Genomic DNA, 20,993 nt, shown 5'->3' with positions numbered 1-20,993 from the left:
ATCCCCGGATGAACACCTCCACTCAGCCTGCCGAGGGGGCGGGTGGATCAAGATCAAAAGCTGCAGGCGAGCTAACGCTCGGCCTGATGAGTGGTGAAAAGCGTCTGTGTACGCCGATCGGCCTTTGCTCTTCTGTGGGAGCGGCGGTGCGGCGATCCGACTTGCCCGCGAAGGCGGCCTACCGGCCGGCCTGATTATCTGGATGTACGCAGCCCGGCGGGGGCAAGCTCCCTCGCCACGTCGAGGTATCAGCCTTATCAGGCCACCGGCCGCCAATGCCCGACCATGTGCTCCAGATCCCCGGTGCCCACCAACTGAAAATCCCCGCTCGCCCCTGGCTCGCTGGCCAGCAGCGTCACCTCTCCGGGCAACCGTACCGGTTTCTTGAACTGCACCGCGATCTCGACGTTCGCCACAGGCAGATGCCCGGTCAGTGCCGCCAGAGTGCGCGCCTTGTTCCACAAACCATGGGCGATGGCAGTGGGGAAGCCGAAGACTCGGGCGCTGGCCGCGCTCAGGTGAATCGGGTTGTAGTCGCCCGACACCCTGGCGTATTGCCGGCCGATGTCCGAAGGCTCTTTCCAGTGTTCGATTTCGCTCAGGGTCAGGCTCGATACCAGGTTCTCTTCAAGCGGTTCGCCCTTGAGTTTGACGCCGCGACAGAGCATCCGGCTTTCTGCTTTCCACAACGGGCCCAACTGATCGTCGAGGCTGGTCAGCAGATCGAACGTCGCGCCTTTGGCGTGGGGTTGCAGGTTCTGCACTCGCACGCTGACGCGCACCCGACTCACCCCGCCCATGGGGCGCAGTACACGAATGCGGTTGCTCAGGTGAATCAGGCCCAGCAGCGGGAACGGGAAGTCTCTGGCCGTGAGCAATTGCATCTGCAAGGCAAACCCGAGGATGTGCGGGTAGGTCGGTGGCAGCAGGCCGTTGTCGGCGAAACCACAGACCTTGCGAAAAGCCGCCAGGCGCTTGGGATCGACTTCGACCCAGCAACGCAAGCCCGAATCGGGCAGGCGGCTGCCGGTGATTTTTCGCCGTGTCGCCGCTCGTGCGTACGACCCAGGCAGGCCGGGTTCGCGGTTGAGTGTTTGCCAGTCGGTGATCATCCTTAAGCCCCCAGAACGCTTTGCCCGCATACGCGCAACGCTTGCCCGGTGAACGCGCCGGTGCCCGGTTGCGCGAGCCAGGCCACGGCCTCGGCGACGTCTTGCGGAAGACCGCCCTGGCCCAGCGAACTCATGCGCCGTCCGGCTTCGCGCAGGCCGAAGGGAATGTGTGCGGTCATCTGTGTTTCGATGAAACCCGGCGCCACGGCGTTGATGCTGATGCCGCGCTCGTGGAGCAGCGGTGCCCAAGCTTGTGCCAGACCGATCAACCCGGCCTTGCTCGCCGCGTAATTGGTTTGCCCTCGATTGCCGGCGATGCCGCTGATGGACGCCAACAGGATCACCCGGCCGTTGTCGTGCAGGGTGCTGCTGTCGAGCAGGGCTTTGGTCAGCACTTGCGGCGCGTTGAGGTTGACCGCCAGCACCGCGTCCCAGAATTCCGGGGTCATGTTGGCCAGGGTTTTATCCCGGGTGATGCCGGCGTTGTGCACCACGATGTCGAGGCCGTCGGGCAGTTGTTCGACCAACTGCGCGGCGGCGTCTTCGGCGCAGATGTCGAGGGTGATGCTGCGCCCGCCGAGGCGTGCGGCGAGGGCTTCGAGATCGGTTTTGGCCGGGGGCACGTCGAGCAGGGTGACGTCGGCACCATCGCGGGCCAGGGTTTCGGCGATGGCGGCACCGATACCGCGTGCTGCGCCGGTGACCAGTGCCTTGCGCCCGGCGAGCGGGCGTGTCCAGTCGGTGACGGGTGTCGAACACGGATTCAAGCGAATGACCTGCCCGGACACGAAGGCGCTTTTCGGTGAGAGGAAAAACCGCAGCGGGCCTTCCAGTTGTGCCTCGGCACCTTCGCCGACGTAGATCAATTGCAGGGTGCCACCGCTGCGTAATTCCTTGGCCAGGGAACGGCTGAAACCTTCCAGGGCACGCTGGGCACTGGCGGCAAACGGGTCGCGCAGGGTTTGCGGATCGCGCCCGAGAATCACCAGATGCGCACAGTGATCGAGGTTTTTTATCAGCGGCTGGAAAAACTCGCGCAGTTGCTTGAGCTGATCGGTGTGCAGCAGATCACTGGCGTCGTACACCACGGCCTTGAGTTTCGGTCCGTGGCCGGGAATCCAGGTGGTCGCTATCGAAGGCTCGGTGCCGTAGCTGTAGATCGCGTCGGTCAGACGATTGGCGAGGGCGCTGACTTGCTCCGTCAACGGCCCGCCGCCGATCAGCAACGCACCTTCCACGGGCCGCAGTCGGCCTGCCTGCCAGCGCTCCAGTCGGGTCGGTGCCGGCAACCCCAGGACGCCGACAAGGCGATGGCCGATGGACGAATTGGCGAAGTCGATATAGCGGTCAGACATGGAACGCGCTCCGAAAGCTGGGATTCAAAGTGTGGACCATGAATGGCGATCAGTCGTTCGATCCACGAGATAAGGCCTACGCTTGGTTACAGCAGAGTAGTTTGTCGCAGGATTTATGGTGCACGCAGTCCCTGTGGGATCGCCGCACCGCCGCTCCCACAGGGAATGCGTTAATTTCAAATTTTTGCAGGAGCTTTTCATGACCCAACTGCGCCGCGTCGCGATCATCGGCGGTAACCGGATTCCTTTCGCCCGCTCCAACGGCCCCTACGCCACGGCCAGTAACCAGGTGATGCTCACCGCCGCCCTCGAAGGCCTGATCGAACGTTACAACCTGCACGGCCAGCGCATCGGTGAAGTGGTCGCCGGGGCGGTGCTCAAGTTGTCGCGGGACATGAACCTCACGCGCGAATGCGTACTGGGTTCGCGACTGTCGCCCGCCACCCCGGCCTATGACATCCAGCAGGCGTGCGGCACCGGGCTGGAAGCGGCGTTGCTGGTGGCGAACAAGATTGCCCTGGGGCAGATCGACTGTGGCATCGCCGGTGGCGTGGACACCACCTCGGATGCGCCGATCAGCGTCAGTGAAGGCCTGCGCAAAATTCTCCTGCAAGCCAACCGCGCGAAAACCACCGGCGACAAACTGAAAACCTTCCTGCAATTGCGTCCCAAGCATCTGATCCCCGAGTTCCCGCGCAACGGCGAACCGCGTACCGGGTTGTCCATGGGCCAGCATTGCGAGCTGATGGCCCAGACCTGGAACATCCCTCGCCAGGCACAGGATCAATTGGCGCTTGAGAGCCATCAGAAACTGGCCGCGTCTTACGCCGAGGGCTGGCACAACGACCTGATGACGCCGTTCCTGGGCCTGACCCGCGACAACAACCTGCGCCCGGACTCCACACCGGAAAAGCTCGCCGCACTCAAGCCGGCCTACGAGAAAAGCGCCAAGGGCACCCTGACGGCGGGCAACTCCACGCCACTGACCGATGGTGCGTCACTGGTGCTGCTGGGCAGCGAAGAATGGGCCAAGGCTCGCGGGTTACCGATTCTTGCCTACTGGCGCGACGGCGAGGCGGCGGCGGTGGATTTCGTCAACGGCGCGGAAGGGTTGTTGATGGCACCGGTCTACGCCGTGCCGCGTTTGCTCGCGCGCAATGGCCTGACCTTGCAGGACTTCGACTACTACGAAATCCACGAAGCCTTCGCCGCGCAAGTGTTGTGCACCCTGAAGGCCTGGGAAGATCCGGAGTACTGCAAAACCCGTCTCGGGCTCGGTGCGCCGTTGGGCTCGATCGACCGCGGCAGGCTCAACGTCAAGGGCAGCTCATTGGCGGCGGGGCATCCGTTTGCCGCCACCGGCGGGCGCATCGTCGCCAACCTGGCGAAGCTGTTGGATGCAGCGGGCAAGGGGCGGGGGCTGATATCGATCTGCGCGGCGGGCGGGCAGGGGGTTACAGCGATTATCGAGCGTTGATGCAAAAAAGATCGCAGCCTGCGGCAGCTCCTACAGGGTAGGTGTAGGAGCTGCCGAAGGCTGCGATCTTTTATCTTTTTAGTTTCAGGTACGGAACCTGCGCACCAGTCCGTCCAGCTCGTTCGACAGCCCGGCCAGGCTCTGGGAATCCAGGCGCGCCGAGTTGGCCAGTTCCGCCACCAACTGCGCATCGCCATGGATCTGGCTGATGTGCCGGTTGATGTCTTCGGCCACTTGATGCTGTTGTTCCGCCGCCGTGGCGATCTGGGTGTTCATGTCGCGGATCACGTCCACCGACTCGCGGATCTGCCCGAAGCTGTTGCGCGCCTCGCCGATACGCGTCACTGATTGCTGGGACACTTCCAGGCTGGCGTGCATCTGTTGGGTTACCTGGCTGGTGCGTTTGGCCAGGTTGCCCAGCAGTCCGTCGATTTCCGCCGTGGAGTCGGCCGTGCGCTTGGCCAGGGCCCGCACTTCGTCAGCCACCACGGCAAAGCCGCGTCCCTGTTCACCGGCACGGGCCGCTTCGATCGCGGCGTTCAGCGCCAGCAGGTTGGTTTGTTCGGCGATCGAGCGAATGGTCCCCAGGATCGATTGAATGTCATTGCTGTCGCGTTCGAGCTGTTGCATCGACTGGGCCGACTGTTCGATTTCCTGGCTCAGGCGATCCACGCTGTTCACCGCCGCATCGATCTGTTGCTGACCTTCGCGCGCCTGGCGCTGGCCACTGTCGGCAGACTCCGCCGCCTGGCTGCAGGAGCGCGCGACTTCGTTGGCGGTGGCGACCATTTCGTGGAACGCCGTGGAGACCATGTCCACCGCTTCACGCTGGCGCCCGGCGGCTTCGGCCATGTCGCTGGAGACCTGGGTCGAACTCTTGGAGGTGTCGAGAATCTTGCCCGCCGCGCCGCCGATGTTCTGGATCAGGTTGCGAATCGCGGTCAGGAACTGGTTGAACCAGTTGGCCAGTTGCGCGGTTTCATCGTTGCCACGGATTTGCAGGTTCTGGGTCAGGTCGCCCTCGCCCTGGGCGATGCCTTCCAGGCCGCTGGCCACGCTGCGGATCGGGCGCACGATGAGGCTGGCAAAACTGGCGCCGACGATGGCGAAGACGACGGCCAGGACGGCGGCGATGATGGCGATCAACCAGGTCAACTGGGTCGCGGAGCTCATCACGTCGTCCTGTTTGATCAGGCCGATGAAGGTCCAGCCCAGTTGCTCCGATGGCCAGACGTTGGCCATGTAGTGCTCGCCGTTGAGCTCCACTTCCACCAGGCCCTTGCCGGCCTTGGCCAGTTGCGCATAGCCGTCGCCCAGGCTGTTCAGGGGTTTGAAGTTGTGTTCCGGCTGTTTCGGGTCCACCAGGACCATGCCGGTGTTTTCCAGCAGCATCAGGTAGCCGGTTTCACCGAGCTTGATCTGTTTGACGATTTCGGTGAGCTGCTTGAGCGTCACGTCAATGCTGACCACGCCGCCGTTGGTGCCAAGCTTGTTGTCGATGGTGCGCACGGTGCTGACGTAGGTCGCGTCGTCCTGGGCCCAGTAATAGGCCTCGGTACGAAACGGCTTGCCCGGTTTGGCCTGGGCGGCCTTGTACCAGGGGCGCTGGCGCGGGTCATAGTTGTTCAGCTTTGGATCATCCGGCCACGACACGTAGCCGCCCGCCGCCGTGCCGAGGATGGCATAGGCGTACGCCGGGTGGCTGTTGCCCAGGTCCTGGAGCAGGGTGAAGACTTTTTTGTCCGCTTCGCCCTGGGGGACGCTCTCGGCGTTGGCGGCCATGTAAGTCTTGAGGCTGTCGTCGGAGTTTCGGATCAGCGGCTGCTTGGCCAGGTAATCGACGTTCTGGCTGATGCCGTCAAAGAACAATTGCATGGCGTTGCTGACCTGACGAATCTCGCGGGCACTGCCGTCGACGAATTCGTCCCTGGCATCACTGCGCAGGTTCAGCACAACGAGGGTGGCGACCAGCACCACGGGCAGGCAGGCGATGATTGCAAACGCCCAGGTCAACTTCTGTTTGATGTTCATCCGCGCTCCAGATTTTCTTGTAGGCCCACGCAGTGCAGATGACTCGCGGTTTATTGGCAGCCGTAAACGTTCTTGGTCTACCCGGATCCTTGAGTGCGGCATCGCTATTATTGGAGGAGCGATTGTCGGACAAATCACTTTGTCACTAAGGACTTCGGCTGTTGTCGGAGGAAATTGAGGTCTGTTGGGAAAAATCCTACGGAAGGTATGAACAGTGGTGTCAGTTTCTGTCGCAATTGCCCTCAATACCCTTGCACAACAAGTGACGCAGGCTCGGCTATGATCTGGAACGACCCATGGCGGTCGTCGGTTTTACCTGATGAAATCGGTACATTGTGTGCATCTGCAATGTTCATAAGTCGGCAACCCCTCCCCCCCGTGAGTGGATTGCCGTATAACGAATGACTTTCGCGTGTTTGGTAATAAAGGACCCACAATAAAAGCTGATGAAGACTCCAAAACGCATTGAACCCCTGATCGAGGACGGTCTGGTCGACGAGGTGCTGCGCCCACTCATGAGTGGTAAAGAAGCAGCTGTTTATGTGGTGCGCTGCGGTAACCAGTTACGTTGCGCGAAGGTCTACAAGGAGGCGAACAAACGCAGTTTCCGTCAGGCGGCCGAGTACCAGGAAGGCCGCAAGGTGCGCAACAGCCGTCAGGCCCGGGCCATGGCCAAGGGTTCCAAATTCGGGCGCAAGGAAACCGAAGACGCTTGGCAGAACGCTGAAGTGGCGGCGCTGTTCCGCCTGGCCAATGCCGGTGTGCGGGTGCCCAAGCCGTATGACTTCCTCGAAGGCGTGCTGCTCATGGAACTGGTGGCCGACGAGTACGGTGATGCCGCGCCGCGTCTGAACGATGTGGTGCTGGAACCGGACCAGGCACGCGAATATCACGCGTTCCTGATTTCGCAGATCGTGCTGATGTTGTGTACCGGTCTGGTGCACGGCGACCTGTCCGAGTTCAACGTGCTGCTGACGCCGACCGGCCCGGTGATCATCGACCTGCCACAAGCGGTGGATGCGGCGGGCAACAACCACGCGTTCAGCATGCTGGAGCGCGACGTGGGCAACATGGCGTCCTACTTCGGGCGGTTTGCGCCGGAGTTGAAGAAGACCAGGTACGCCAAGGAAATGTGGGCCTTGTACGAGGCCGGCACCTTGCACCCGGCCAGTGTCCTGACCGGCGAGTTCGCCGATACGGAAGAGCTGGCCGACGTGGGCAGCATCATGCGCGAGATCGAGGCTGCGCGCCTGGATGAAGAGCGCAAGCAGGCCGTACGCGCGGCGGACGATGCTCCGCCGGGCAAAACCGAAGAGCCGCCTCCACCGTGGATGCAGTGATCGGCTAAAGAAAAACCCGGCTTCGGCCGGGTTTTTTTGTGGGTGCAGATTCAATAATTTTGTCGCCTGACGGTCCGCCTTCGCGGGCAAGCCCGCTCCCACATGGACACCACTGGACCTGTGGGAGCGGGCTTGCCCGCGAAGGCGTCAGTACATCCAGCATCAACGTTTCAGGTGCGAACCGGTTCAGCACAACACCCCGACTCCAGGTTCTTGAGAATCGGGCAATCCGGCCGATGATCGCCCTGACAGTGCTCGACCAGGTCCTGCAAGGTGTCGCGCAACTGGCCCAACTCGCGGATTTTCTGGTTCAACTCATCGATGTGCTGGCGAGCCAACGCTTTCACATCGGCGCTGGCGCGTTGGCGGTCTTGCCAGAGGGTCAGCAACTTGCCGACTTCCTCCAGGGAAAACCCCAGGTCTCGCGAGCGCTTGATGAACGCCAGCGTGTGCAGGTCGTCGTCGCCGTATACCCGGTAGCCGCTGTCGGTGCGATGGGCTGCCTTGAGCAGGCCGATGGATTCGTAATAACGGATCATCTTTGCGCTCAGGCCGCTGTGGCGGGCCGCTTGGCCGATGTTCATCGGTTGTCCTCCAGGTCCTTGGGTTTCCAGGTTTTCAACAGTAGCGCATTGCTCACCACGCTGACGCTCGACAACGCCATGGCCGCACCGGCCAGCACTGGATTGAGGAAGCCGAACGCCGCCAGCGGAATGCCGATCAGGTTATAGACGAAGGCCCAGAACAGATTCTGGCGGATTTTTGCGTAGGTCTTGCGGCTGATCTCCAGCGCGGCCGGCACCAATCGCGGATCGCCGCGCATCAGGGTGATGCCGGCCGCATGCATGGCGACGTCGGTGCCGCCACCCATGGCGATGCCGATGTCGGCGGCGGCCAGTGCCGGGGCGTCGTTGATGCCGTCGCCGACCATCGCCACCACGCCGGTTTGTTTCAGTGCGGCGACCGTGGCGGCTTTGTCCGCCGGCAGCACTTCGGCATGCACATCGTGGATGCCCAGGGCCTGGGCCACCACGTTGGCGCTGCCGCGATTGTCTCCGGTCAGCAGGTGGCTGCTGATGTTCCGTGCGCTCAGTTGTTGCACCGCTTGCAGCGCGCCGGGCTTGAGGGTGTCACCGAAGGCGAACAGGCCCAGCACCTGTGGTTGGGGGGATTGTTCGATCAGCCAGGATAAGGTCCGGCCTTCTTTTTCCCACGTGATTGCCGAGTCCGCCAATGGCCCGGCATTCAAGCCGCTTTCCTCCAGCAGGCGACGATTACCCAGTGCCAGGCGGCGCCCTTCGAGGCTGCCGGCGATGCCGCGGCCGGTCAGGGACTGGCTGTCGCTGACATCGGCCACCGTCAAATGGCGTTCGGCACAGGCATCCAGAACAGCCTTGGCCAGCGGATGCTCACTCCCGCGTTGCAGGGCGCCGGCCAATTGCAGCAGACGCGCCTCATTACCGTCGATGGCACTCAGATGAGCGATGCGCGGGGCGCCGGAGGTCAGGGTGCCGGTTTTGTCGAACACCACCGCGCTGACTTCATGGGCACGTTCCAGTGCTTCGGCGTCCTTGATCAGAATCCCGTAGCGTGCCGCCACACCGGTGCCAGCCATGATCGCCGTCGGTGTGGCCAGGCCCAGGGCGCACGGGCAGGCGATCACCAGCACCGCCACGGCGTTGATCAGTGCGGTTTCCATCGGCGCACCATACAGCCACCAGCCGATCAGGGTGGCCAGGGCAATCAACAGCACGACAGGCACGAATACCTGGCTGACTTTATCCACCAGTTTCTGGATCGGTGCTTTTGCGGCCTGGGCGTCTTCCACCAGACGGATGATCCGCGCCAGCACGGTTTCCGCACCGAGGGCCTGGGTACGCACCAGCAACCGGCCTTCACCGTTGATCGCGCCGCCGGTGACTCTGTCGCCGGGCTGCTTGGGCACCGGCAGGCTCTCGCCGCTGATCAGGGCCTCGTCGGCGTGGCTCTGGCCTTCAACCACTTCGCCATCCACCGGGAAGCGTTCGCCGGGTTTGACCATTACCAGGTCGTTGAGGCGCAGGGCGCTGATGGCGACTTCCTGTTCGTGGCCATCGATCACCCGGATCGCCCGTTCCGGGCGCAAGGCTTCGAGGGCGCGGATGGCGCTGGCGGTCTGGCGCTTGGCGCGGCTTTCCAGGTATTTGCCCAGCAGCACCAGGGCAATCACTACCGCCGAGGCTTCGAAATACAGGTGCGGCATGCGCCCGGCGGCGGTGGCCCATTCGTACAGGCTCAAGCCATACCCGGCGCTGGTGCCCAGGGCCACCAGCAAATCCATGTTGCCGGCTCCGGCGCGCACGGCTTTCCAGGCGGCGACGTAGAACCGTGCACCGAAGATGAATTGCACCGGCGTGGCCAAAGCGAATTGCACCCAGGCCGGGAGCATCCAGTGCACGCCGAACGGCTGTAGCAGCATCGGCAATACCAGCGGCAAGGCGAGGGCAATGGCGATGATCAAGGCCAGGCGTTCGCGGTGCAGGCGCTGTTGCTGGTTGTCGGTCGGCGGGTGTTCGGCTTCCCGGACGCTGGCGCTGTAGCCAGCCTTGGCCACCGCGGCGATCAAGGTTTGCGGATCGATCTGGCCGAGCAGTTCAAGGTGGGCGCGTTCGTTGGCCAGGTTGACGCTGACGCTTTTCACTCCCGCAACCTTGCCAAGCGCACGCTCGACCCGACCGACGCAGGAAGCGCAGGTCATGCCGTCGATGCTCAATTCCAGGCTCTGTTGCGGCACGCTGTAGCCGGCCTTGGCCACGGCATCCATCAGGGCCGGCAGGCTGTCGCTGGGCGCTTGCACCCGGGCCTGTTCAGTGGCGAGGTTGACGCTGACGGCACTGGCGCCAATGACTTTGCTCAAGGCGCGCTCGACCCGCCCGGCGCAACTGGCGCAGGTCATGCCGGCAATCGGCAGGTCGAACGTGGTGGATTCGGACATCGGTCGCACTCCCTGTAGTAGATGACCACAGGATCAACCTTGCCATGCTGGCAAGGTCAAGTGCCAATCTGATGTGGGAGTGCCCGGGGCCTGAGCCTGGCTGTGATCCCCTGTGGGAGCGAGCTTGCTCGCGATAGCGGTTTTTCAGTCACATCCACGTTGAATGTGCCGCCATCATCGCGAGCAAGCTCGCTCCCACAAAGGTTGTGGGTCAGTAGCCGAGACCGGCGCGCTTCAGATACATCCCTTCCTGCGTCATCGCGATCCGGTACTTGAGCACATCCCCGGCCTTGAGCTGGATATCCTGCGACCCCGGCGCGAGCATGCCCGGATTGCAACCCGGGACCTGGCCCGGCAGCAGTTTCAGGCGCAGCGAGACGATGCCCGGCGGCAGGTTGAACGAGGTGCTCTGTTCCTGAAACAGCCGCGCCGCCAGTTGATCCTGGATGTACACACCGATTTCACAACTGGTCGCGACTTCCAGGCGCTCGCGGGAAATGATCAGCACGCCATAATCCTGACCGGCAGCATTGACCGAAGGCACGGCGGCGAAAAGGCTGAGAAAGCCAAACAGGCTGAAAACTGACCAGCGCATGGCTGAGTCTCCTGAGTTCGAGTCATTGATGGACGCAGCTTGGCCGAGCGTCGCGCCGATTGCCAGCCCGGCAGCTAACTTCAGAACTTGACCTTGCCATGGTGGCAAGCTCGAAACTGGGTTCAACCCTCGGAAAAGGAGCTATCCCATGCAAGTGTTCAACGTTGAAGGCATGTCTTGTGGTCACTGCGTCAAGGCCATCACCCAGGCGGTCCAGGCCAAAGACCCGGCGGCCAGTGTGCGGGTCGATCTGGCGGCCAGGGAGGTCGGTGTCGAAAGTGCGCTGACCGCCGAGCAGGTGATCGAGGCGATCAGCGAAGAGGGTTACGGTGTCAAACTGACCTGAATTTGATAGTTAGCGAGCTACTGGAATGTTCAAGGCGTCCATGCGCGGCTAGACTGTCGGGCTGCCGACTTCTGCCTCACTGGATGCCTGATGAACTTGCGTACCATTCTGATTCTCGGCGCCTTGAGCGCTTTCGGTCCGCTGGCGATCGATTTCTACCTGCCGGCCTTCCCGGCCATGGCCCTGGCTTTCGGGACGGACGAAAATCACGTTCAGATGACGTTGGCGGCGTACTTCCTCGGCCTGTCCATCGGTCAGTTGGCCTATGGCCCGGTGGCGGATCGTTTCGGGCGACGCGTTCCGTTGCTCATCGGTGTCGGTTTGTTCACCGCTGCATCCGTGGCGTGTGCCTTTGCGCCGAACCTGGAATGGCTGATCGGTGCGCGTTTCATCCAGGCGCTGGGTGGTTGCGCGGGGATGGTGATTTCCCGGGCGGTGGTCAGCGACAAGTGTGATGCGGTGGGGTCGGCGAAAGTCTTTTCGCAGTTGATGCTGGTGATGGGACTTGCCCCCATTCTCGCGCCATTGCTGGGTGGGTTGTTGGTCAACACCACAGGCTGGCAGTCGATCTTCCTGGCCTTGACCGGTTTCAGTGCGCTGGCGGGGCTGGCGGTGGCGACGGGATTGCCGGAAAGCATGCCGGCCCACATGCCGCGTCAACCGTTGTCGGGTGCGCTGCGTCAGTACGGTCGGTTGCTGGCCGACCCGATATTTCTTGGCCATGCCTTGACCGGGGGCATCGCCATCGCCGGGATGTTTGCCTACATCGCTGGTTCACCCTTTATCTTCATCAAGCTCTACGGCGTTGCGGCCGAGCATTTCGGCTGGCTGTTCGGCATCAATGCAGCGGGTTTCATTCTGGTGGCGCAGGTCAACGCGCGGTTACTGGCCAAGCGTGGCCCGATGTTTTTGCTGGCGCGCGCGGTGTGGGTTTATCTGGCGGCCGGTTTGACCCTGCTCGCTGTCAGCTCTTTGCATACGGCACAATTGTGGCCGCTGCTGATTCCATTGTTCATCTGTATCGCCAGCCTCGGTTGCATCAGCCCCAACGCTGCGGCGTGTGCGATGAGCGGGCAGGGCGCACGGGCCGGCAGCGCGTCGGCGCTGCTCGGTTGTCTGCAATTCAGCGTGGCTGCCGGTGCCTCCGCATTGGTGGGTGTGCTGCACGACGGTAGCGCCGTGCCGATGGCCATGGTCATCAGCCTGTGTGGAGTTCTGGTGGTGAGCGCAGCAGTGCTCACCCGGCGTTTGCAAAAAGCCCGGGCGCTGGCGCAAGCCCAGGTTTGAGGCCGGAGTCAGCCGGCCGCACGCTGCGCAAGGAGGACGGGAATCTGGTGAGGGGCCTGGATGCGGGCTTCAAGGGTACGCGTGAAAGCGCGAGCTTCTGCTTCGCTGCGGAACGTCACAGCATGTTGGTCTAAGCGAACTTGCCACTGGGACTTTGCCAGTTCTTTTATCAGGATCTTCATAGCCGAATTCCTCTCGTAAAAGATGTCTCGTAAAAGACGTTTCGCAAAAGAATGCCTCGCAGGAGATTCGATTGTAGTCCCGTATACGGTCACCATTGTGACAAGGATCAACTGTCTGACTGACGGTTTGTAACTAAACAAAACACGGGTTTTCGAGGGTGCCACAGAGGCTGTCTGCGACCGGGATTGCCCGGTCGCAGGCGGAAAACAGAAGGAAGCGATGAAATCAGCGGCGGTTTTTTCAGCGCTTCAGAACCCTTCCAGCACAATCTTGCCCTTGGCCTTGCCGCTTTCCAGCAGGGCATGGGCCCGGCGCAGATTAGCCGCGTTGATCGTGCCGAAGTGTTCGCCCACCGTGGTTTTCAGTGTCCCGGCGTCGATCAGCCAGGCGACGCGATTGAGCAGGTTGTGCTGCTCGATCATGTCCGCGGTTTCAAACAGCGAACGGGTGTACATGAATTCCCAGTGCAGTGACAGGCTCTTGCGCTTGAGCTTGGTCACGTCCAGTGACTTGGGGTCATCGATCAGCGCCAGCTTGCCCTGGGGGGCCAATGCCTCGACCAATTGGTCCAGGTGCTGGTCGGTCTGGGTCAGGCTGGCGACGTGGGTCACCTGATCCACACCGGCGCGCTTGAGTGCTTCGCAGAGTGGCTGGCTGTGGTCGATCACCAGGTCGGCTCCCAGCTCTTTCACCCAGCTTTGGGTCTGAGCACGCGAAGCGGTGCCGATGACTTTCAGGGCCGTCAGCTGGTGAGCCAGTTGCGTCAGGATCGAGCCCACGCCACCGGCCGCGCCGACGATCAACAGGCTCTGGCCTTCGTCGGTTTTGCCTTCGCGTACTTGCAGGCGTTCGAACAACAGTTCCCAGGCCGTGATCGCGGTGAGCGGCAGGGCGGCGGCCTCGGCGAAACCAAGGGTCTTCGGCATGTGGCCGACGATGCGTTCGTCCACCACATGCAATTCGCTGTTGCCGCCCGCACGGGCGATGGAGCCGGCGTAAAACACCTTGTCGCCGACCGAGAACAGCGTCACCTCACTGCCCACGGCCTTGACCACGCCAGCCACGTCCCAACCCAGCACCTTGGCCGCGCCGCCCTCGGGCTGGACGTTCTGGCGCACCTTGGTGTCCACCGGGTTGACCGAGATGGCTTTGACTTCCACCAGCAAGTCGCGGGGGCCGGCAACCGGCTCCGGCAGTTCGATGTCTTGCAGGGCCTTGTCGTCACTGATTGGCAACGAGGCGTAGTAGGCAATGGCTTTCATGGGCGGCTCCGGAACACTAGTAAAAGAAGAGATTCGATGGGTCAGATGATTGGCTATTTCTCCTGAAGATAAAACCGGCTAAAAGAGCAGTCTCTTTCAATATTTTTTTGATAATCGGTGCTCTTGATGCTGCGTTTCGATGACTTGCAGTTGTTTGTCCGGGCGGCGGACCTGGGCAGTCTGTCCGCCGCCGCGCGGGGCATGGACATGTCGGCGGCGGTGGCCAGTGCCGCGCTCAAGCGCATCGAACAGCAACTCGGGGCCCGATTGTTGGCCCGCTCGACCCGTAGCCTGCGCCTGACCGCTGAAGGCGAGGGCTTTCTCGAATACGCCCGCGCGGCCCTGAGCAATCTTGACGAGGGTCGGCGATTGCTGGCCAGTGGTCAGGACCAGGTCAGCGGGGTGCTGCAACTGTCGGCGCCGTCGGACTTTGGCCGCAATCTGCTGCTGCCCTGGCTGGACGAGTTTCAACGCGAGCATCCGAAGCTCACCGTGCGCCTGCTGCTGGGGGACCGCATCGCCGACCTGTTTCGCCAACCGGTAGACATTGCCCTGCGCTACGGTGAACCGGAGGACTCCAGCCTGGTGGCACTGCCCATCGCCCCGCAGAACCGCCGGGTGTTGTGCGCCGCTCCCGGCTATCTGGCCCGGCATGGTGAGCCGCGGCATCTGGAGCAACTGGCACAGCACAATTGCCTGTTATACATGCTCGGCAGCCGGGTCCACGATCACTGGAGTTTTCACGACGGCAAACGCGAGGTCAGCCTGACCGTCAGCGGCGATCGTTTCAGTGACGATGCCGATGTCGTGCGCCTTTGGGCCGTGGCAGGTGCCGGGATCGCTTACAAGTCCTGGCTCGATGTGGCCGCCGATGTACTGGCCGGCCGCTTGAAGGTGCTGATGCCGGAGCTGCTCTGTGAGCGCGCACCGTTGAATCTGTTGTGCGCCCATCGCGCACAATTGAGTAAGCCGGTAAACCTGTTGCGCGAAATGCTTGTCAGTCGATGCATCCTTTTGAGCAGTCAATTTCCAGGCTTTTCGAAAATCGATCTTTAGTCGCACGAAAAAAGAGAAATTTCCCTCAGGTACGATCAGCACCTACGCCGGGCGGAGGAAAGGATCCGCCGACCAACCCGCATATACTAGCGCCCTCATCATGTCAGTAACGTCGATCCCCAATGGCGGGTCCACGTTCGAGTCGGCCCGTCTGCACGGTCATCCTTCTGGCTTACGCAGCATCGGCCAGGCAGCGCCAATGTGTGAACAAGGCGTTGCCGGGTTTATGGCAGTTTCCACGGATTGGCCGACGACACATTACTGGTCACGATGTCTCTGGGCAGTAGACGAAACGATTCAACAGGGAGTGAATACATGGAACATGCACCTTGCATCAGCCAGATCGCCACATTGCTGGCTGACCCAAAGCGCAGCGCAATGATGTGGGCCTTGATGGACGGTTCGGCGCGAGCAACCGAAGAGCTGGCATTGCTGGCCGGCCTGTCGCCGTCTTCGGCCAGTGCACACCTGGGACGTTTGTCCGCCGGAGGCCTGCTGAGGGTTGAAAACCGCGGCCGCAAACGCTTTTTCCGCCTGGCCGCTCCCGAAGTCGGGGCGGCAATCGAAGCGCTGGCCAGTGCGACTCTCGCCAGCGCCCCCCTGGACATTCCGGACGTCTTCAAACGCAGTGCACCTCTGGCCAAACCCCGGGCGCTGCGTTCGTCGTTGCTGAGTGCCCGACTGTGCGACGATCACCTGGGGGGCACCCTGTCCGCCGATCTGTATCAGCGATTACTGGAGGCTGGCTGGATAGAGCAGTTTGATCAGCGGGTCACGGTCACGCTCAAGGGCGCGACGGAGTTGGCGGCACGGGGCGTGTTCATCCAGGCGCTGGCTCATCACAACGGCAGGGTTGCCTGCGCGTGCCCTGACTGGAGCGAAAGACGCCCGCACATGGGCGGCTCGCTGGGCGCGGCATTGTTGCAACTGTTCATGCAGTCGGGTTGGCTGAGCCTGCCCAACGATTCCAGAGCCTTGCAAGTGACCGCCTCCGGGCAACGCGAGATCCACCGCTTTGCCAAGGAAAGCGAGCTGGAAATGGCGCTTTAGTACACCGTTGCGGGAGCGAAAAAACGCGCTCCCGCCGGGCGCTTCAGCACTGAGCCTTACGGCTTCACCAACCGTGCATCGAGACTGTTCTGCGCCAGGCGCTTGGCCTGATCCTGGGTCATGCCCAGATGGGTGTACAGCGCATGGAAGTTCTCGGTGACATAACCGCCGAAGTACGCCGGGTCATCGGAGTTCACGGTCACTTTCACGCCGCGTTCCAGCATGTCGAGAATGTTGTGCTGCGACATGTGATCGAACACGCAAAGCTTGGTGTTCGACAATGGGCACACGGTCAGCGGGATCTGTTCGTCGATGATTCGCTGCATCAGGCGCTCGTCTTCGATGGCGCGCACGCCATGGTCGATGCGCTGGATCTTCAGCAGGTCGATGGCTTCCCAGATGTACTCGGGCGGGCCTTCTTCACCGGCGTGGGCGACGGTCAGGAAGCCTTCGTGACGGGCACGGTCGAACACACGCTGGAACTTGCTCGGCGGGTGTCCCATCTCGGAGCTGTCCAGGCCCACGGCGACGAACGCATCGCGGAACGGTAGCGCCTGGTCGAGGGTTTTCTGGGCTTCGTCTTCACTCAGGTGACGCAGGAAGCTCAGGATCAAACCACTGGTGATGCCCAGTTGCTGTTCGCCATCCTTCAGTGCGGCGGCGATGCCGTTGAGCACCGTTTCGAACGGGATGCCACGGTCGGTGTGGGTCTGCGGGTCGAAGAACGGTTCGGTGTGAATCACGTTCTGCTCTTTGCAGCGCAGCAGGTACGCCCAGGTCAGGTCATAGAAGTCCTGGGACGTGCGCAGCACATCGGCACCCCGGTAATACAGGTCGAGGAATTCCTGCAGGTTGTTGAAGGCATACGCCTTGCGCAAGGTTTCGACGTCGCTCCACGGCAAGGCAATCTTGTTGCGCTCGGCCAGGGCGAACAACAGCTCGGGTTCCAGCGAGCCTTCCAGGTGCAGGTGCAATTCTGCCTTGGGCAGGGCGTTCAGCCAGTCGTACATAATTCTTTTCTCATCAGGTGCAATGGTCGCCATTCTACAGAGGGTTGCCGCAACAATTGGTAAAACCTGACCAGGCGGTTCATCACACCGCTTCCGGTACCCGTCGATAAGCGTAGGTATCGGCGAAGCGCGAGAGCAGGAACTCGGCGCAGGTGGTGGCCGGGTACTTCGCCGGATGCATTGCATCCTGACAGCCGGGCAGGCATTCGATGCGGGTATCCGGGTGCGGCTCGGCGAAGAACGGCATCGAATAACGATCCACGCCCAGGGGGCTGATCACCCGGTGCGGCGTCGACAGGTAACGGTCATTGCTCCAGCGCGCCATCATGTCGCCGAGGTTGACCACGAACGTACCTTCGATCGGCGGTGCGTCGATCCATTCGCCTTGGACGTTGCGTACCTGCAAGCCACCGGCGGCGTCCTGATAGAGCAGGGTGATGCAGCCGTAGTCGGTGTGCGCCCCGGCACCTTGCTGTTCGGCGGAGCTGGCGGTGTGACGCGGCGGGTAATGGATCATCCGCAGCACGCTGACCGGGTCATTGAAGCGTGTGTCGAAGAAATCGCTTTCGATTCCCAGTGCGATGGTCATGGCCCGCAACAACGTTTGCGCCAGGGCTTGCATATCGACGTAGTGCTGTTCCATCAACGCTTCCCAGCCGGGCATGGACGGATGGCGATTGGGGCCGCGCAAGGGTTTTTCCGCCAGTACGTCAGGGTGCCCGGCCGGCAGGTGCAGACCCATGTCGAAAGTTTCTTTGAGGTCGCTGGGTTTGCTTGGGTCTAACTGCTCGGTGGCAATGGCGCCGTAACCGCGGTGGTGACGGGTCTGGGTGATGTCGATCTTGAGTTTTTCGGCGGTGGGTTGGGCGAAGAAGCGCTTGGCGTGGTCGAGCAGGGCGTCGATTCGCGCAGGACTGATTGGATGGCCCTTGATGTAGAAAAAACCCCACTCGCGGCAGGCGAGGTCGATTTGATTGGCGACAGTTTGCCAGGCGCGCTGGTCGTCGCTGTAGAGCGGGGCGATGTCGATGATCGGAAGGCTATTCATGCGCAATCCTTAAGAGCGCTGAAGATCCAATGTGGGAGCAAGCCCGCTCCCACAGGGGTTTTGTGTTCTGGTTGAAACGTTACTTCGGTATTTCGGACTTCATGCCTTCCACGTAGTAATTCATCGACGCCAGTTCCGCCGTGGTCGCGCTCACGCCCGCCGGGATTTTCTCGACCCCGGCCTGATCCTTGATCGGCCCGGTGAACAGTTGCAGCGCACCGCTCTTGATGTCGGCGATGAGCTGCTCGGCTTCGCTCTTCACCGTCGCCGGCACCAGGTCGCTGATCGGCAGTTCAACGGTGCCTTCCTTCAAACCACCCCAGTAGTCCCGGGATTTCCAGTCATGGTCGATCACGCTCTGGGTTGCCTGAACGTAGTGCGGGCCCCAGTCGTTGACGATGGATGTCAGCACCGCTTTTGGCCCGAAGTGCGCCATGTCCGAAGCGTAGCCCACGGCATACACGCCACGACGTTCGGCGGCCTGGATCGGCGCGGGGCTGTCGGTGTGCTGGAACACCACGTCCACACCCTGGTCGATCAACGCGTTGGCTGCGTCCGCTTCCTTGCCCGGATCGAACCATGAGTTGACCCATACCACCTTGATCTCGGTGCCGGGGTTGTACTTGTTCAGGGCCAGCTGGATGGCGTTGATATCGCGGATCACTTCCGGGATCGGGAACGAGGCGACGTAGCCGATTTTCTTGGTCTTGGTCATCTTCGCCGCAAGGAAACCGCCGACGTAGCGGCCCTCGTAAGTGCGCGCCAGGTAAGTGCCGAGGTTCTTGTCCTGCTTGTAGCCGGTGGCGTGTTCGAAGGTCACCTTGGGAAACTGCTTGGCGACTTTCACGGTCGGGTTCATGTAGCCGAAGGAGGTGGTGAAGATCAGGTCGTATTTGTCCTTGGCCATGTTGCGGATCACCCGCTCGGCGTCGGCGCCTTCGGCGACGTTTTCCACGTAGTTGGTGGTGATCTGCGAGCCGAATTTTTCCGCGAGTTCCTTGCGCCCCTGTTCATGCTGATACGTCCAGCCGTGGTCACCGATCGGACCGATATAGACGAAGCCGACTTTCAGCGGATCGGAGGCTGCGGCGGTCAGGCTGGCGCTCAAACCGATGGCTGCCGCAACGGCGCAAAGCAGCTTCTTCAACGGACGGTTGTGCATGAATTGGAACTCCATTTTGTTGTGAGGTTGGCTGGGCTCTCTGGCTTGCACAGGGCAATGCAAATTGCTGACCAACAAGACAACAAAACATGAATCCGCGGTGATGCCATCGCGTGCAGGCTCGCGACAGGTCCTTGAAGTCCGATAACAGTGCATGTCCTTGCACAGCTGCCATCCACTGGTGCGCCAATCCACAAAACCAATGTGGGGGCGAGCAAGCCCGCTCCCACAGTTTTAATCGGTGTTGTATCAGGTCCCGGCAATCAACTGCCGAGCCGCCTGGCTGTGATCAGCAATCAACCCCTTCAGATCCAGCCCTTCGACCTGCCCATCGATCACCCGCCACTTGCCACCGACCATCACTCGATCCGCGCGATCGGCGCCACACAGGAGCAACGCCGAGACCGGATCATGGCTGCCGGAGAAGCGCAGTTCATCGAGCTTGAACATCGCCAGGTCAGCCTGCTTGCCCACCGCCAACTCGCCGATATCGGTACGACCCAGCAGGCTCGCCGAACCCTTGGTCGCCCAGCCCAACACGCGTTCCGGGGTGATTTTTTCTGCGCCGTAACGCAGGCGCTGGATGTATAGCGCCTGACGCGCTTCGAGCATCATGTTCGAGGCATCGTTGGACGCCGAACCGTCCACGCCCAAACCAAGCAAGGCTCCGGCATCGGTCAGCTCGATGCTCGGGCAGATGCCCGAGGCCAGGCGCATGTTCGAGCTTGGGCAATGGCAGATGCCGGTGCCGGCGGCGCCGAGGCGGGCGATTTCATCCGGGTTGAAATGGATGCCATGGGCCAGCCAGGTACGCGGGCCGAGCCAGCCGACACTGTCCAGATAGTCTACGGTGCGCAGGCCGAAGCGTTGCAGGCAGAAATCTTCTTCGTCGAGGGTTTCTGCCAGGTGGGTGTGCAGGCGCACGTCGAGTTTGTTCGCCAGCTCGGCGCTGGCCGACATGATTTCCGGGGTCACCGAGAACGGCGAGCAGGGTGCCAGGGCGATCTGGATTTGCGCGCCGTCACCGCGTTCGTGGTACTCGGCGATCAGGCGCTGGCTATCGGCGAGGATCACTTCGCCTTCCTGCACGGTCTGTTGCGGCGGCAGGCCACCGTCCTTTTCACCGAGGCTCATGGAGCCGCGGGTCAGCATGGCGCGCATGCCCAGTTCGCGAACGCTCTCGACTTGCACGTCGATCGCGTTTTCCAGACCTTCCGGGAACAGGTAGTGGTGGTCGGCCGCGGTGGTGCAACCGGACAGTAGCAGTTCGGCCAGCGCGACCTTGGTGGCGAGGGCGAGCTTTTCCGGGGTCAGGCGTGCCCAGACTGGGTACAGGGTTTTCAGCCACGGGAACAGCGGCTGGTTGACCACCGGCGCCCAGGCGCGGGTCAGGGTTTGATAGAAGTGGTGATGGGTGTTGATCAGGCCCGGCAGGATCACATGCTCGCGGGCGTCGAACACTTCATTGCACGGTGCGGACGGTTGTTGACCGGCACCGAGTACTTCGACGATCAAACCGTCTTGCAGCACCAGGCCGCCACGGGCATCGAGACCGTTGGAGGTGAAAATGGCGAGGGGATTTTTTAACCAGGTACGGGTCGCAGGCATGTTGGCCGGCTCCTCTGAAAGTTGGGTTCAGGGTTGCCAGCTCAGTGTTGCCCTGTCTGCTGATCCAGGTTCGCCGGGGAGGCGAGGTGGGCAGTTT

At 62.0% G+C, this 20,993-nt stretch carries 19 protein-coding genes and 1 pseudogene; 7 read left to right on the top strand and 13 right to left on the bottom strand.

Features of this window, described 5'->3' with window-relative positions; translation table 11 throughout:
• On the top strand, nucleotides 1-194 hold a 194-nt coding region (locus PMI34_RS29320), incomplete at its 5' end, for a hypothetical protein (protein ID WP_238538788.1).
• Between the two features lie 63 nt (nucleotides 195-257).
• Here PMI34_RS29320 and PMI34_RS13045 read toward each other — a convergent pair.
• Together PMI34_RS13045 and PMI34_RS13050 are read right to left on the bottom strand one after the other, a co-directional pair.
• Entirely contained in the window at nucleotides 258-1,112 is an 855-nt protein-coding gene (locus PMI34_RS13045) for a MaoC family dehydratase (protein WP_008050360.1), read from the bottom strand.
• A gap of 2 nt (nucleotides 1,113-1,114) precedes the next feature.
• The gene (locus tag PMI34_RS13050) at nucleotides 1,115-2,467 is read right to left on the bottom strand and encodes a 3-oxoacyl-ACP reductase (RefSeq protein WP_008050358.1); all 1,353 of its coding nucleotides are present in this window, start codon (nucleotides 2,465-2,467) and stop codon (nucleotides 1,115-1,117) included.
• Nucleotides 2,468-2,666: 199 nt separating this feature from the next.
• Between PMI34_RS13050 and PMI34_RS13055 the strand changes: the two genes are divergently transcribed.
• Complete coding sequence (locus PMI34_RS13055; RefSeq protein ID WP_008050353.1) at nucleotides 2,667-3,944, top strand: acetyl-CoA C-acetyltransferase; 1,278 nt, start codon at nucleotides 2,667-2,669, stop codon at nucleotides 3,942-3,944.
• Nucleotides 3,945-4,028: 84 nt separating this feature from the next.
• Here the strand turns inward: PMI34_RS13055 and PMI34_RS29760 are convergent, their stop codons facing one another.
• The gene (locus PMI34_RS29760; protein ID WP_371317838.1) at nucleotides 4,029-4,757 is read right to left on the bottom strand and encodes a methyl-accepting chemotaxis protein; all 729 of its coding nucleotides are present in this window, start codon (nucleotides 4,755-4,757) and stop codon (nucleotides 4,029-4,031) included.
• A 129-nt stretch (nucleotides 4,758-4,886) separates the two neighbouring features.
• Nucleotides 4,887-5,975: pseudogene (locus tag PMI34_RS29755) on the bottom strand (cache domain-containing protein); the annotation flags it as partial.
• 446 nt (nucleotides 5,976-6,421) lie between these two features.
• Between PMI34_RS29755 and PMI34_RS13065 the strand changes: the two are divergent.
• Entirely contained in the window at nucleotides 6,422-7,315 is an 894-nt protein-coding gene (locus PMI34_RS13065) for a PA4780 family RIO1-like protein kinase (protein ID WP_008050351.1), read from the top strand.
• Nucleotides 7,316-7,485: 170 nt separating this feature from the next.
• Here the strand turns inward: PMI34_RS13065 and cueR are convergent, their stop codons facing one another.
• The 3 genes from cueR to PMI34_RS13080 form a co-directional block, all read right to left on the bottom strand.
• Entirely contained in the window at nucleotides 7,486-7,899 is a 414-nt protein-coding gene (cueR, locus tag PMI34_RS13070; RefSeq protein WP_008050350.1) for a Cu(I)-responsive transcriptional regulator, read from the bottom strand.
• Nucleotides 7,896-10,289, bottom strand: coding sequence for a heavy metal translocating P-type ATPase (locus PMI34_RS13075; protein WP_008050349.1), 2,394 nt, complete (start codon nucleotides 10,287-10,289; stop codon nucleotides 7,896-7,898). Before PMI34_RS13075 ends, cueR begins: the two co-directional genes overlap by 4 nt.
• 211 nt (nucleotides 10,290-10,500) lie before the next feature.
• On the bottom strand, nucleotides 10,501-10,884 hold the full coding sequence (locus PMI34_RS13080) for a hypothetical protein (RefSeq protein ID WP_008050348.1): 384 nt from the start codon (nucleotides 10,882-10,884) through the stop codon (nucleotides 10,501-10,503).
• A 148-nt stretch (nucleotides 10,885-11,032) separates the two neighbouring features.
• Between PMI34_RS13080 and PMI34_RS13085 the strand changes: the two genes are divergently transcribed.
• Together PMI34_RS13085 and PMI34_RS13090 are read left to right on the top strand one after the other, a co-directional pair.
• Entirely contained in the window at nucleotides 11,033-11,230 is a 198-nt protein-coding gene (locus PMI34_RS13085) for a cation transporter (RefSeq protein WP_008050346.1), read from the top strand.
• Between the two features lie 90 nt (nucleotides 11,231-11,320).
• Nucleotides 11,321-12,517: a multidrug effflux MFS transporter gene (locus PMI34_RS13090; RefSeq protein WP_008050345.1), complete on the top strand. Its 1,197-nt coding sequence runs from the start codon at nucleotides 11,321-11,323 to the stop codon at nucleotides 12,515-12,517.
• Nucleotides 12,518-12,525: 8 nt separating this feature from the next.
• Here PMI34_RS13090 and PMI34_RS28985 read toward each other — a convergent pair whose 3' ends face one another.
• Nucleotides 12,526-12,699 (bottom strand): hypothetical protein, encoded by a 174-nt coding sequence (locus PMI34_RS28985; RefSeq protein WP_008050343.1) that lies wholly within the window; start codon nucleotides 12,697-12,699, stop codon nucleotides 12,526-12,528.
• A gap of 249 nt (nucleotides 12,700-12,948) precedes the next feature.
• Entirely contained in the window at nucleotides 12,949-13,962 is a 1,014-nt protein-coding gene (locus PMI34_RS13095; protein ID WP_008050341.1) for a zinc-binding alcohol dehydrogenase family protein, read from the bottom strand.
• 126 nt (nucleotides 13,963-14,088) lie between these two features.
• Here PMI34_RS13095 and PMI34_RS13100 point away from each other — a divergent pair, with 126 nt between their 5' ends.
• Together PMI34_RS13100 and PMI34_RS13105 are read left to right on the top strand one after the other, a co-directional pair.
• On the top strand, nucleotides 14,089-15,018 hold the full coding sequence (locus PMI34_RS13100; protein ID WP_008050340.1) for a LysR family transcriptional regulator: 930 nt from the start codon (nucleotides 14,089-14,091) through the stop codon (nucleotides 15,016-15,018).
• A gap of 315 nt (nucleotides 15,019-15,333) precedes the next feature.
• Complete coding sequence (locus PMI34_RS13105; protein WP_008050335.1) at nucleotides 15,334-16,068, top strand: ArsR/SmtB family transcription factor; 735 nt, start codon at nucleotides 15,334-15,336, stop codon at nucleotides 16,066-16,068.
• A 56-nt stretch (nucleotides 16,069-16,124) separates the two neighbouring features.
• On the opposite strand, the gene PMI34_RS13110 is transcribed toward PMI34_RS13105, so the two are convergent.
• The 4 genes from PMI34_RS13110 to PMI34_RS13125 all read right to left on the bottom strand — a co-directional run bounded on the left by PMI34_RS13110 (nucleotide 16,125) and on the right by PMI34_RS13125 (nucleotide 20,896).
• Complete coding sequence (locus tag PMI34_RS13110) at nucleotides 16,125-17,078, bottom strand: adenosine deaminase (RefSeq protein ID WP_008050333.1); 954 nt, start codon at nucleotides 17,076-17,078, stop codon at nucleotides 16,125-16,127.
• A gap of 82 nt (nucleotides 17,079-17,160) precedes the next feature.
• The gene (locus tag PMI34_RS13115) at nucleotides 17,161-18,126 is read right to left on the bottom strand and encodes an isopenicillin N synthase family dioxygenase (RefSeq protein ID WP_008050332.1); all 966 of its coding nucleotides are present in this window, start codon (nucleotides 18,124-18,126) and stop codon (nucleotides 17,161-17,163) included.
• Between the two features lie 79 nt (nucleotides 18,127-18,205).
• Complete coding sequence (locus PMI34_RS13120; RefSeq protein ID WP_008050331.1) at nucleotides 18,206-19,288, bottom strand: BMP family ABC transporter substrate-binding protein; 1,083 nt, start codon at nucleotides 19,286-19,288, stop codon at nucleotides 18,206-18,208.
• Nucleotides 19,289-19,537: 249 nt separating this feature from the next.
• Nucleotides 19,538-20,896 carry an 8-oxoguanine deaminase gene (locus PMI34_RS13125; RefSeq protein ID WP_008050330.1) on the bottom strand — a complete coding sequence of 453 codons (1,359 nt, stop codon included), beginning with the start codon at nucleotides 20,894-20,896 and terminating at the stop codon, nucleotides 19,538-19,540.
• Nucleotides 20,897-20,993: the final 97 nt, after the last annotated feature.

The sequence above is a fragment of the Pseudomonas sp. GM74 genome, assembly GCF_000282455.1.
Taxonomy (GTDB): Bacteria; Pseudomonadota; Gammaproteobacteria; order Pseudomonadales; family Pseudomonadaceae; genus Aquipseudomonas.
The sequence above is the reverse complement of the archived record's forward strand: the minus strand, read 5'-3'. Positions and strand labels throughout refer to the sequence as shown.